Consider the following 13,255-nt stretch of genomic DNA (forward strand, 5'->3'; position numbering starts at 1 on the left):
CACCACGGGGACGCGCGCCCCGCGCCCCGCGTCCCCGTGGTGACCGCCCACGACGCCCCGATCGCGCCGCACTACTATGCATCAGGGCCTGTCGGAGACAGGCCCTGAACGGCGGCGCCGACCGGCCCGCCGGACGCCAGCGACGGCGCCAGGGGAGGAAGCCGGTGAGAATCCGGCGCGGTCCCGCCACTGTCACCGCGGCAGCGATGCCACGGAAGCCAGGAACTCCCGCCGTCCTCCACCGCCCGGGGCGCGGACCCCGAGGAAGGCCGGCCGCAGCATGCGCGCTAACCCGTACCTGCCCTCCCGCACCCCTGCCGTGACCGCCGAAGTTCGTGTTCAGGGGAGCGCCGCATGATCCTGCTGTTGTCGACGTCCGACACCGACCTGCTGAGCGCCCGGGCCAGTGACGGGCCCGTCTCGTACCGGCTCGCCAATCCGTCCAGGATCGACCTCACCGACCTGCCGGAGCTGCTGGAGGGCACCGACCTCGTGGTCGTACGGCTCCTCGGCGGCCTCCGCGCCTGGCAGGAGGGCCTGGACCAGTTGCTGGCCGGCCCCCGGCCCGTCGTCGTCCTCACCGGCGAACAGGCTCCCGACGCCCAGCTGATGGAGGCGTCGACCGTCCCCGTCGGCATCGCCGCCGAGGCGCACGCCTACCTGGCCCACGGCGGGCCCGCCAACCTCGAACAGCTCGCCCGCTTCCTGTCCGACACCGTGCTGCTCACCGGCCACGGCTTCGAGCCCCCCGCCGCCGCCCCCACCTGGGGCCCGCTGGAGCGGACCGCGCGCGGCACCACCGGCCCCACGGTCGCCGTTCTCTACTACCGCGCCCACCACATGAGCGGCAACACCGCCTTCGTCGAGGCCCTGTGCACGGCCATCGAGGACGCCGGCGGCACCCCGCTGCCGCTGTTCGTCGCCTCGCTGCGCGCCCCCGAGCCGGAGCTCCTGGAGGCCCTGCGCGCGGCCGACGCCATCGTCACCACCGTGCTCGCCGCCGGCGGCACCCGCCCGGCCGACGCCTCCGCCGGCGGCGACGACGAGTCGTGGGACGCCGGCGCGCTGGCCGCGCTCGACGTGCCGATCCTCCAGGCGCTGTGCCTGACCGGCCCGCGCAGCGCGTGGGAGGAGAACGACGAGGGCCTCTCCCCGCTCGACGCCGCCACCCAGGTCGCCGTGCCCGAGTTCGACGGCCGGCTGATCACCGTGCCGTTCTCCTTCAAGGAGATCGACGAGGACGGGCTGCCGGCGTACGTCGCCGACCCCGAGCGCGCCGCCCGCGTCGCCGGCACCGCCGTGCGCCACGCCCGCCTGCGCCACATCCCCGCCGCCGAGAAGCGCCTGGCCCTGGTGCTGTCGGCGTACCCCACCAAGCACTCGCGGATCGGCAACGCCGTCGGCCTGGACACCCCCGCCAGCGCCGTCGCCCTGCTGCGCCGACTGCGCGCCGAGGGCTACGACTTCGGCGACGAGACCGCCGAGCCCGTGCCCGGCCTGGAGTCCGGCGACGGCGACGAGCTGATCCGCGCCCTGATCGAGGCGGGCGGCCACGACCAGGAGTGGCTCACCGAGGAGCAGCTCGCCCGCAACCCCGTGCGCATCCCCGCCGCGGACTACAAGCGCTGGTACGCGCGGCTGCCGCAGGAGCTGCGCGACGCCGTCGAGGAGCACTGGGGCCCGCCGCCGGGCGAGATGTTCCTCGACCGCAGCCGGGTCGGCCAGGGCGGCGACCCGGAGGGCGACATCGTCCTCGCGGCCCTGCGGCGCGGCAACCTGCTGATCCTCATCCAGCCGCCGCGCGGCTTCGGCGAGAACCCCATCGCCATCTACCACGACCCCGACCTGCCGCCCTCGCACCACTATCTGGCCGCCTACCGCTGGATCGCCGCGGCCCGCGAGGAGGGCGGCTTCGGCGCCGACGCCATGGTCCACCTCGGCAAGCACGGCAACCTGGAGTGGCTGCCGGGCAAGAACGCCGGGCTGTCCGCCGCCTGCGGGCCGGACGCGGCCCTCGGCGACCTGCCGCTGATCTACCCCTTCCTGGTCAACGACCCGGGCGAGGGCACCCAGGCCAAGCGGCGGGTGCACGCCACCCTCGTCGACCACCTGGTGCCGCCGATGGCGCGCGCCGAGTCGTACGGCGACATCACGCGCCTGGAGCAGCTCCTCGACGAGTACGCGCAGATCTCCGCCATGGACCCGGCCAAGCTGCCGGCGATCCGCGCCCAGATCTGGACCCTGATCCAGGCCGCGAAGCTCGACCACGACCTGGGCCTGGAGGACCGCCCCGACGACGACGGCTTCGACGACTTCCTGCTGCACGTCGACGGCTGGCTGTGCGAGGTCAAGGACGCGCAGATCCGCGACGGCCTGCACGTCCTGGGCGTCGCCCCCACCGGCCCGGAGCGGGTCAACCTGGTGCTGGCGATCCTGCGCGCCCGCCAGATCTGGGGCGGTACGCAGTCCCTGCCCGGGCTGCGGGAGGCGCTCGGCCTGGACGAGTCGGCCGCCACCCGCACCACCGCCGACGAGGCGGAGGCCAAGGCCCGCGCCCTGGTCGAGGCGATGGAGGCCGCCGGCTGGGACCCGGCCGCCGTTCCCACCGTCGCCGAGGGCCAGGGCGAGCAGGTGGCCGCGATCCTCGACTTCGCCGCCCGCCAGGTCGTGCCGCGCCTGGCGGCCACCACCGACGAGATCGACCACGCCGTGCACGCCCTGAACGGCGGCTTCGTGCCGGCCGGCCCGTCCGGGTCGCCGCTGCGCGGCCTGGTCAACGTGCTGCCGACGGGCCGCAACTTCTACTCCGTCGACCCCAAGGCCGTGCCGAGCCGGCTCGCCTGGGAGACGGGGCAGGCGCTGGCCGACTCGCTGCTGGAGCGCTACCGCGCCGACCACGGCACCTGGCCGACCTCCGTCGGCCTGTCCCTGTGGGGCACCAGCGCCATGCGCACCTCCGGTGACGACGTGGCCGAGGTGCTGGCGCTGCTGGGCGTCCGGCCGGTGTGGGACGACGCCTCGCGCCGGGTCACGGGTCTTGAACCGATCGCGCTGGAGGAGCTCGGCCGCCCGCGCATCGATGTCACCCTGCGCATCAGCGGCTTCTTCCGGGACGCCTTCCCGCACGTCATCGGGCTGCTGGACGACGCGGTGCGGCTGGTGGCCGCCCTGGACGAGCCGGCCGAGTCCAACCACGTCGCCGCGCACGTGCGGGCGGACCTCGCCGAGCACGGCGACGAGCGCCGCGCCACCACCCGTATCTTCGGCTCCCGCCCGGGGACGTACGGCGCGGGCCTGCTCCAGCTCATCGACAGCCGCGACTGGCGCACGGACGCCGACCTCGCCGAGGTGTACACGGTGTGGGGCGGTTACGCGTACGGGCGCGAGCTGGAGGGGCGGCCGGCGCGCGCGGAGATGGAGACCGCGTACAAGCGGATCGCCGTGGCGGCCAAGAACACCGACACCCGCGAGCACGACATCGCCGACTCGGACGACTACTTCCAGTACCACGGCGGCATGGTGGCGACCGTGCGCGCGCTGCGGGGCACCGCGCCCGAGGCGTACATCGGCGACTCGACGCGCCCCGAGACGGTGCGCACCCGCACCCTGGTGGAGGAGACGTCGCGCGTCTTCCGCGCCCGCGTGGTCAACCCGCGCTGGATCGAGGCGATGCGCCGGCACGGCTACAAGGGCGCGTTCGAGCTGGCCGCCACCGTCGACTACCTCTTCGGGTACGACGCCACGACCGGTGTGGTCGCCGACTGGATGTACGACAAGCTCGCCCAGACGTATGTGCTGGACCCGGAGAACCGCCGGTTCCTGGAGGAGGCCAACCCCTGGGCGCTGCACGGCATGGCGGAGCGGCTGCTGGAGGCCGAGAGCCGCGGCATGTGGGCGAAGCCGGACGCGGCGACGCTGGAGGCGCTGCGCGAGGTCTTCCTGGAGACGGAGGGCGCGCTGGAGGGCGAGGACGGCGAGGGCTGACCCCGCCGCCGGCCCCGGCCGCGCCACGACGAACGGGCCCCGCCTCGGCGGGGCCCGTCCCCTTTCCGGCGGTACGGGTGCGGGCGCGCGGCCCCCGAAGCCGCTACGGGCGCGGGTGCCCGTTCACTTTCCGCTCTCCAGCGGGACGGCCGTGCCGATCCGCGGGGTCACCTTGAGGCGGGCCGCCGTACACGCCCCCGTCGGGGCCACGGCCACCAGCGGCTCGTCGAGCCGGCCGCCGATCGCGAAACCCTGCAGCGTGCGCTCTCGACAATCCGTTCCCAGTCCCATTTCGGCCAAGATCTTCGGCTCGGCCGTGACATGGACGCGCACGGCGACCGGCTTCGTCACACGCGGCGACGGGTCGGGCGGCGGGTTGGTGGCCCAGGCGAAGAGGACGAGACAGCCGGCGGTGAGGGTGCCACCGATCAGCAGCGTGCGGATCAGCGACCGGTAGAGCCGCCGCGACTGCCAGGCGTTCGCCCTGGTCAGACAGAGGGCGACGGCCTCTTCCAGCTCGGCGACCGCCCGCTCGGCCACCGGGTCCTCGGGGTCGGCCGCGGCCCGCTCCCGGGCCCGGGCCAGCCGGCCGCGCAGGGCCGCCGTGCCCTCGAACGGCACCGGCTCCAGCGCGCTGGCGGTCCTCAGCTGCGAGAGCAGGTCGTCGAAGGCCAGATGGCTGCGGCCGGCCCGCAGCAGCGGCTGCGCCCGGCCCCGGCGCTCGTACGCCGGGATCTCATGGTTGACGAAGAGATCGGTCCAGGTCAGATCGGGTGTGATCAGGACGTGGGCGGCCTGGACGATCACCCATCCGACGCCCAGCAGGGCGAGGAGGACCGCGGCCAGCGCCACCAGCAGGCGCCAGGGCGCCTCCTCCGACAGCCCGCCCAGCGAGCCGAGCTGGAGACCGGCCGCCAGGACGGCGCCGACCGCGGCGAAAGCCGTGGTCAGCCAGCGTGCGGCGGCACGTATCGACGTTCCCGGGTCCTCCGGCTGGGCCACGGGGGCGTCCTGCTGTTCGGGCCGCACCTGACTCCCATCACTGGTACGAGTGAGTGGACCCACACGTGAACCCACTTGGCGGATAAGCGACTTGCAGAGAGTTCGCTCCTCAGTTGTACTACATTTGTGACTACAACTTGAGGGACACACTGACCCGGCCGCGGAAGACAGACCAGAGGAGAGCCCATGACGAAGATCAGCCTGAGCGATGCCAGGATCGTCACCATGCGTGAGCTCTCCCAGAGGACCTCGCAGGTGATCCAGGACGTCTGTCAGTCGGGCCAGCCGGCCCTCATCACACGCCACGGAAAGTTCCTCGCCGCCATCGCCCCGGTCGGCGATATCACCGTGGATGCGGCGATTCAGAGCCTTGTGGGGTCCGCTCCATATCCGGATGAAACGGATGAGAGCGACGCTCTCATCGACGCGGAAACAGCTCGGAAGCAGTTGGGACTGCACCCCTGAAACGCCGATGACGCGCGCCGAATGGCGCGAACGCGCGGTTGCCGGAAGCGGGTTGATGCCCGGAAAGCATCCGGGGTGGTGGGCCGGTTCTGCGCTATAAAGGTGCGGTGCAGCGACCGTTCTTAATCACCGCCGACGCCCGTCAGGATCTCGTCGGCTGTGCCACCAGCACGATCGAAAGCCTCTTCGACGTCATCGAATACGGCCTGAGCATCCCGCCGGACTTCCGGGACCCGGACGAGGGCGGCAAACCCCCGCCCTGTTACTACTGGCGGCGCGGCATCACCAAGGAGCACCGGGCCAAACTCGACGAGGCACTGGGCAACGGTCATGACGACGACTACGGAGCGGGGACCGGCGAGCACCCCTGGGACTTCGTCATCGTCTTCCGGCGGGCCTCGCCCGGCGAATGCATAACGCGGCGCTGGCGACTGCGGGACGAACCCGTCGTCGTCGTGCGGTTCCTGCGGAGCTCGCAGATCGGCGCGGAGATCCTCGTCCGCCTTCTCGAACAGTGAGCCGCCCCCTCGAACGGTGAGCGGCGCTCCGCGGAACGCGCGGGCCCGGTGGTTCCGGCGCGGAAGGGCCCGCACGCTCCCCCGGCGCCTCAGGCGCCCGTGGGGCAGGTCTTCCAGGCCAGTCGATAGACGGTGTTGATCTCACCGTCGGTCGAGTCCATGGTCATGAAGCTCGTCTTGTTGGGGTCCGACGTGCCGGCCGAGACCCGCAACTCGGTGTTGACGTTGAAGTTCCGTCGCTCACCGCACGGGGCCCACACCAGCGCGGCCACCTCCGTCTCGTCGGAGGCCTGCCAGTTGTCGTTGTACGGGCCGCGGAACGGATGCGTCTTGGCGGCCGTCTGGGCCGAGCCCTGGAAGTAGTACGACGCCTTCTGCACGGAGGTGGCACCGGGGTTGAGGTACGCGAAGCCCCGGTAGTCCGCGCTGGCGATGGCGTAGGTGAAGCCCTGGGGAACGTGCACGATCAGGCTGAGCTGGCAGTTCTTGCGGAATCCGGTCGGGTCGGCCTTCGGGCCGACGGACGCCAGATAGTCGCTGTAGGTGACGGTGAAGGCGGTGTTGTCGGGCGCCACGGCGACGGCCGCGGTGCCCTCGCGGCAGCCGGAGCCATTGACCGTCGCGACCTCGATCACGATCTTGTCGGGGGGCGCGACGATGGAAAGGGCCGCGGCGTCCTGGGCGGGCAGCGCGGTGGCGGCCAAGGCCACTATCGCACCGCTCGCGAAAATGTAGTTGGGCATGGTTCTCCTGTCGATCGCCGTGGGGCAGGCGCGACTCGCCTGTCCGGTCGGAAATTCGGTGAATCCCCGGAAGAGACGCGGGGAGGGCGATGTTTCGGAGCTGCCGTGCGCGGCCCTTTTTCGACGGGCCGCCAAGTGGCTCAGATAGTAGGAAACGGAGGACCGCGCGAACAGGTCCCCCGTGCTTGCAAACAAGACAGTTTGGGAACCCCGGGGCCGAGGACACCGCGGCACAAAAGGACCGGCCCCGTGCGAACACGGGGCCGGTCGGGAACGGCGTCGTACGGGCCGGGGGCGGCGGCGCGGGCCGCGGCGTCAGATGTGCGGGACCGCCGTCCCGCCCAAGCGCGCCGGGTTCGGCTTGGTGAGCAGGGCGAAGCCGGCGGCCACCACGGCGATCACACCGGCCACCATGAACGCCAGCGACATGCCGGAGATGAACGCGGAGTGGGCCACGCCCGACATCGCCTCGGCGGCCTGCTCGGGGACGCCCGGCCCGGCCGGCGGCGCCATGCCGACCTTGGCCAAATCCTTGACCGGCTCGGCCGTTTCGGGGGTGAGCGGAGGCAGCTTGGCCTCGGTCCACTTCTCGTCGAGGACGCTGTCCACCCGGGAGGCCATCAGCACGCCGAGCACGGCCGTGCCCAGGCTGCCGCCGACCTGCATGGCGGACTGCTGAAGACCGCCGGCCACACCGGCGAGCTCGGGGGGCGCGTTGCTGACGATGACATCGGTGGCGCCGACCATGACCGGCGCGAGCCCGAGGCCCATCAGGGCGAACCACAGCGAGGTGATGGCGGTGCCGCTGTCGACCTGCAGCGTGGACATCCCGAACAGCGAGATCGCGGTCAGCACCATGCCGCCGACCAGCGGGGGGCGCGGCCCGAGCTTGCCGATGGCGGCGGCCGCCAGCGGCGAGCTGACGATCATCATCGCGGTGAGCGGCAGCATGTGGACACCGCTCTTGACCGGGCTCATGCCGTGCACGTTCTGGAGGTAGAAGGTCACGAAGAACAGGCCGCCCATGAAGGCGAAGGCCATGAGCACCATGAGCACGGTGCCCGCGCTCAGCTGCACCGAGCGGAATATCCGCAGCGGGATGAGGGGCTCGGCGACCTTCTGCTGCCAGAGGGCGAAGGCGACGAACGCCACCACCGAGCCGATCAGGAAGACCAGGGTCAGCGGGTCGCCCCAGCCCCACTCGGGGGCCTTGATCAGGCCCCACACCAGGCAGAACATGGCGCCGGAGAGCAGCACCACACCGAGCACGTCGAAGGACTTGGGGGCGTGTTCGGCGCGGTTGTCGCGCAGGATGACCAGGCCGAGCAGCAGCGCCGCGACGCCGACCGGCACATTGACGAAGAACACGGCCTGCCAGCTGACGTGCTCGACCAGCAGCCCGCCGACGATCGGGCCGGCGGCGGTGGAGGCGCCGAGGACCGCGCCCCAGATGCCGATCGCCATGTTGAGCTTCTCCGGCGGGAAGGTCACCCGCAGCAGGCCCAGCGCGGCGGGCTGCATCAGGGCGCCGAACAGGCCCTGGAGCACCCGGAAGGTGACGATCAGCGCCACGTTGTCGGAGAGGCCGATGGCGGCGGAGGTGGCGGCGAAGCCGGCGATGCCGATGAGGAAGGTCTGCCGGTGGCCGAAGCGGTCGCCGAGCTTGCCGGCGGTGACCAGGGTGACGGCCAGGGCCAGCAGATAGCCGTTGGTGATCCACTGAACATCGGCGAGAGACGCTTTGAGGTCGGCCTGGATCGCGGGGTTGGCGATCGCCACAATCGTGCCGTCCAGCGCCACCATCATGACGCCGACGGAGACGGCTATCAGGGTCAGCCAGGGCCGCCCGCGCAGCCCCGGGCGGCCCCCGGGAGCCGCCTCCGACGCCGCATCAAGTGTGGTACGAGCCATGCGCGTTCCCCCGTCCATCGCCTCGTGCTGCGGTGCAGTGCGGCGACATCGAAGCTGTTGACACGATCGAACAGGAAGATTATTACAGCAACTGACAATTGGCAATGCCTGGCATTAGACAGTTCCTGCCATGTCCGGCTGCGCATATCCTCTGCAGCACCACGCGCCATGGAGGAGACCGAGCAGTGACCGACACCCGGACCGCGTCGCCAGCCCCACCGCCGCCCGCGGGACTGCGTCAGCGCAAGAAACAGCGGACCCGCGAGCAGCTGACCCGCGCCGCGCTCCGGCTCTTCCTCAGCCAGGGCTACGAGAACACCACCGTCGACCAGATCGCCGAGGCGGTGGAGGTCTCCCAGCGCACGTTCTTCCGCTACTTCGCCAGCAAGGAGGAGGTGGCCCTCGCCCCGCTGACCGGCGTCGACGACGCCTTTCTCGCGGCGCTGGGCGACCGCCCGCCGACCGAGAGCCCGCTGCAGGCCATGCGGGGCGCGTTCCGCGCCGTGCTGGACCAGGTCAGGAGCGGCGAGGTGGCGGGCGTGAACGCCGATCTGCACATGGCGATGATGCGGCTGGTCGAGAGCACGCCCGGGCTGCTCGCGCCCCGGCTGCGGCAGACGGAGGAGATGGAGGCCCGGCTGGTCGCGGTGATCGCCGCCCGCGAGGGCATCGACCCCGAGCAGGACCCCCGGGCGCATCTGATCGTGGCCATCTTCAGCGCCGTGGGCCGGGTCATCACCCGCACCCGCTACCAGGGGGACGGGCCCGGCGCGGAGGACGAGGCGAACGTCGACGACATCGCCGCGGCGATGGAGGCCGGCCTCGACCGCATGGGCCCCGACCTCTTCGGCTCCTGGCGCTGACGCCCGCGCTTCAACGCGTCTTTCACGGCCGGCTGTGACGCTGGTGTCAACGCCGGCCGACGGCCGCGGGCAGGGAAGGGCACGGGCGCCGGGGTACGGACTCCGCGGGGGTGAGTCCGATGCCCGGACGCAGCCCTTCCGCGCGGCGCGCCGGCCGGCGCGACCCCGTGGCGCACGGGCGGACCGCCGACCGAGCCGCGACACGCACCAGGAGGGGACGGCTGAGGTGGGTGGTCAGCCGCGCCGACGGGGCGGGTGGGGAGCCTCGGCGCCCGGGAGGGGGGCGCCGATGAGCTCGCACAGCGCAGCCGCGCGCCGCTGGTGGGCGTCGGCCGCCTCCGGCCGGCCCAGGGCGCGCAGCGCGTCCCCCAGCGCGCCGAGCGCCTGGGCCGTGCCCAGCCGGTGGCCGCTGCGCCCGTGGTTCGCGACCGCCGCCTCCGCCGCCTCCCGCGCCGCCGCCGGCTCGCCCAGCAGCAGCCGGGCGCGGGCGAGCTCGACCAGGGCGGCGCCCTCCAGCACGGCCAGCCCGCACTCCCGGGACGTCGCCAGCGCCGCCTCGGCGGCGACAGCGGCGTCGGCGCCGCGCCCCTGCCGCCGGTGGACCTCCGCGAGGCCGATCCGGGCCGCCGCCTCCGCGCGCCGGCAGCCGGTCTCCCCGGCCAGCCGCAGCGCGAGGGCGTGGTGCTCGGCCGCACCGGGCGCGTCGTCGAGCCGGCTCAGGACCGTGCCGAGCACCTGGTGCACATCGGCCTCGAAGAGCCGGCGGTGAGTGCGGTGGACCACGCTCAGCGCCGCGCTGACGTGCTTGAGCGCCAGATGGTGCTCGCCGCTGTCGCGGCAGACCACCGCCAGGTCGCGCAGCGCGCCCTCCTCCACGTACGAGGGCGGCGGCTGGTCGGACGGCGCCAGCACCTCCTCCAGGTGCCGCACGGCCTCCCCGTGGCGGCCCCTGCGGTGCTGGGCGATGCCCATGCCCCAGGTGGCGAAGGCCGCCGCGGCCGGATAGCCGCTGCGCTCCGCCGTCGTACGGGCGCGCCGGAACAGGTCGAGGGCCGCGTCGAACCGGCCCCGGTCCAGCCGGAGGAAGCCCATCTGCCCCAGCGAGAGCGCCTCGCCCGCCGCGTGCCCGATGGAGCGGAACGCCTCCAGCGCCCGGCGGGCGTGGTCGCGGGCCGGGTCGGGCCGGCCCAGCGCCTGCTGGGCGGCGGCCAGCACCAGCAGCGCGCCGCCCCGCTCGATGGAGAGCCCGGCGCGGCGCAGCGCGGCCACGGCCAGCTCGCTGTGCCGGACGGCGGCCGCGTACTCGGCCATCTCCCAGCGGACGTTGCCCAGGCTCCAGTGCATCAGGCCCTGGCCGCAGCGGTCGCCCGCGGCCTCGGCGGCGCCCAGCCCGGCCAGCGAGATCCGCAGCCACTCGGCCTTGCTGCCGCCGCTCATCAGGTGCAGATAGCCGTGCAGGGTGTGGGCGACCTCCCAGGCGAAGGGGTACGGGCCGGTGCGGGCGGCGTGGTCGATGGCGGCCAGCAGATTGCCGCGCTCCTCGTTCAGCCAGCCCAGGGCGTCGAGGGGGGAGCCGAAGTCCAGGGGCGCGACCGGGGCGCCGCCGGCCTCCGGGCAGGGGACGGGGAGATGCGAGTAGAACTCCCCGTACAGGCCGCGGGCGGCGCCGTCGGCGGTGGACTGGTACCAGGCCAGCAGGCGGCGCAGCGCGGTGTCCCGCTCCTCGGCGGTGTCCTCCTCCTCGCACCGCTCACGGGCGTACAGGCGCACCAGGTCATGGAAGTGGAACCGGCCGGCCCGGTAGGTCTCCAGCAGGTTGCGGGAGACCAGGAGGTCCAGGAGGCGGTCGGTCTCCGCCGCGGGGGCACCGGCGAGGGCGGGGGCGGCCGCGGCCGGCACATCGGTGCCGGGGACCAGGCCCAGCAGCCGGAAGAGCCGGCGGGCGTCGGCCGGCAGGGCGGCGTACGACAGGTCGAAGGCGGCCCGTACGGCAGTCTCCTGGTCGCCGTCGACATTGAGCTCGGCCAGCCGGTTCCCCTCGCGCAGCTCCCGCGCCAGGTCGGCGATGGCGCGGTGCGGACTGCCGATGAGGTTGGCGGCGCACACCCGCAGGGCCAGCGGGAGGCAGCCGCAGAGCCGGGCCAGCTCGGCCGCGGCCGCCGGCTCGGCCCGTACGCGTTCCTCGCCGACGATCCGGGCGAGCAGCGTGACGGCCTCCTCCTCGCTGAAGACGGTCAGGCCGATGCGCTGGGCGTCGTGGAACGCGGTGAGGCCGCGCAGGTCGTTGCGGCTGGTGACGACGACCAGGCAGGTCGGCGAGCCGGGCAGCAGGGGGCGCACCTGGTCGAGCTCGGCGGCGTCGTCCAGCAGGATCAGCAGCCGCTTGTCGGCCAGCAGCGACCGGTACAGGGCCGCCTTCTCGTCCTGGCTCTCCGGCACGAGCGCGGGGGCCACGCCGAGGGCGCGCAGCATATGGCCGAGCGCCTCGTCGGCGCCGGCGGGCGCGGCGTGGGCGTAGCCGCGGAGGTTGACGTACAGCTGGCCGTCGGGGAAGCGGTCGGCGACGCGGTGCATCCAGTGGACGGCGAGCGTGGTCTTGCCGATGCCGGCGGTGCCGGTGACGGAGGTGATGACGAGGGTGCGGCCGGGGCCCGGGTCGCCGTCGGAGAGCAGCTCGTCCAGCCGGCGCACATCGCCCTCGCGGCCGGTGAACGCGGCGACGTCCGGGGGGAGTTGGCGCGGCACGGGCATGGCCGGGCGGGGCCCGGCACGGCCCTCGGGGGCGGGCGCCCCGGGCCGGTCCAGCAGCGGGTCGGCGAGCAGCACCTGCTGGTGGAGCCGCTTGAGGGGGCGGCCGGGTTCGAGGCCGAGCTCGTCGGCGAGCAGGCGGTAGATCTGCCGGTAGGCGGCGAGGGCGTCGGCCCGGCGGCCGCACCGGTGCAGGGCGAGGATCAGCTGGGCCCACAGCCGCTCGCGCAGCCGGTGCTCGCCGACGAGCGCGCGGACCTCGTCGATCACGTCCTGGTGCCGGCCGAGGGCCAGCAGCGCGTCGAGCCGGTCCTCGCGGGCCACCAGGCGCAGTTCCTCCAGCCGGGCCGCCTCGGCGACGGCGAAGCTGCGCCCGTCCACGCCGGTGAGGGCGGCGCCGTCCCACAGCGCGAGGGCCCGGTCCAGCAGGCGTACGGCGTCCTCCGGGCGCTGCACGCCCAGCGCGTCGCGGGCCCGTTGGGCGAGCCGCACGAACTGGGTGGCGTCCACCTGGTCGTCGGCCAGCCGCAGCGCGTAGCTGGTGTCCTTGGCGCCGCCGACGCTCACCAGCACCTCGAAGCCGAGGCGGCCGCGGCCGCGGCGGTCGGGCTCCAGCACTCTGCGCAGGTGGAGGACGTGGGCCCGCAGGGTGGCGGCCGCGGCGGCGCCGTCGGGGACGTCGCCCTCCCAGAGCAGGTCGATCAGCCGGGCTCTGCTGATCGCCTGGCCGCGGGCGAGCACGAGGGCGGCGAGCAGCACGCGCTGCTGCGGGCCGAGGCCGATCTCGCGGCCGCCGGCCTCGACGCGGACGGGGCCGAGGATGCGGATGCGTAACGCGCCGGGTGGCGAGGGGCTCTCCGCTGTGCCCTTGTCCGGTCCCGTACGCGCTCCCGTGCCCGTCCCCGTATGCGCTCCCGTACGCGTTCCCGTGTCCGTTCCGGCACGTGTTCCTCTGTTCGTGCCGCCGGCACCACCGACGTTTTCAGCAGGCGTGCTCACTGCTTCCCCCTCGCGTTCGGTC

General features: G+C 73.5%; 8 protein-coding genes and 1 riboswitch. Of the genes, 4 read left to right on the plus strand and 4 right to left on the minus strand.

Translation table 11 applies throughout. The annotated features are described in order from the left end of the window. Positions 1–154 precede the first annotated feature (154 nt). Positions 155–228: riboswitch (cobalamin riboswitch) on the plus strand. A gap of 126 nt (positions 229–354) precedes the next feature. Further along, positions 355–3,984, plus strand: a complete 3,630-nt coding sequence (gene cobN, locus ACSNOD_RS19605; protein WP_436768281.1) for a cobaltochelatase subunit CobN — start codon at positions 355–357, stop codon at positions 3,982–3,984. 123 nt (positions 3,985–4,107) lie between these two features. Here the strand turns inward: cobN and ACSNOD_RS19610 are convergent, their stop codons facing one another. Further along, positions 4,108–4,986 (minus strand): hypothetical protein, encoded by an 879-nt coding sequence (locus ACSNOD_RS19610; protein ID WP_436768282.1) that lies wholly within the window; start codon positions 4,984–4,986, stop codon positions 4,108–4,110. Positions 4,987–5,172: 186 nt separating this feature from the next. Here ACSNOD_RS19610 and ACSNOD_RS19615 point away from each other — a divergent pair, with 186 nt between their 5' ends. Then, complete coding sequence (locus ACSNOD_RS19615) at positions 5,173–5,451, plus strand: type II toxin-antitoxin system Phd/YefM family antitoxin (protein ID WP_436768283.1); 279 nt, start codon at positions 5,173–5,175, stop codon at positions 5,449–5,451. Between the two features lie 107 nt (positions 5,452–5,558). Then, positions 5,559–5,969 (plus strand): hypothetical protein, encoded by a 411-nt coding sequence (locus ACSNOD_RS19620; RefSeq protein ID WP_436768284.1) that lies wholly within the window; start codon positions 5,559–5,561, stop codon positions 5,967–5,969. Between the two features lie 89 nt (positions 5,970–6,058). Here ACSNOD_RS19620 and ACSNOD_RS19625 read toward each other — a convergent pair whose 3' ends face one another. Beyond that, positions 6,059–6,712 carry a DUF4360 domain-containing protein gene (locus ACSNOD_RS19625; protein ID WP_436768285.1) on the minus strand — a complete coding sequence of 218 codons (654 nt, stop codon included), beginning with the start codon at positions 6,710–6,712 and terminating at the stop codon, positions 6,059–6,061. A 315-nt stretch (positions 6,713–7,027) separates the two neighbouring features. Next, positions 7,028–8,623, minus strand: a complete 1,596-nt coding sequence (locus tag ACSNOD_RS19630; RefSeq protein WP_436768286.1) for an MFS transporter — start codon at positions 8,621–8,623, stop codon at positions 7,028–7,030. A 185-nt stretch (positions 8,624–8,808) separates the two neighbouring features. Here ACSNOD_RS19630 and ACSNOD_RS19635 point away from each other — a divergent pair, with 185 nt between their 5' ends. Further along, positions 8,809–9,486: a TetR/AcrR family transcriptional regulator gene (locus ACSNOD_RS19635; protein ID WP_436768287.1), complete on the plus strand. Its 678-nt coding sequence runs from the start codon at positions 8,809–8,811 to the stop codon at positions 9,484–9,486. A 234-nt stretch (positions 9,487–9,720) separates the two neighbouring features. Here ACSNOD_RS19635 and ACSNOD_RS19640 read toward each other — a convergent pair whose 3' ends face one another. Further along, positions 9,721–13,233: an AfsR/SARP family transcriptional regulator gene (locus ACSNOD_RS19640; protein WP_436768288.1), complete on the minus strand. Its 3,513-nt coding sequence runs from the start codon at positions 13,231–13,233 to the stop codon at positions 9,721–9,723. Between the last annotated feature and the right edge of the window lie 22 nt (positions 13,234–13,255).

The organism is Streptomyces sp. URMC 123, from assembly GCF_051386515.1.
Classification (GTDB): Bacteria; Actinomycetota; Actinomycetes; order Streptomycetales; family Streptomycetaceae; genus Streptomyces.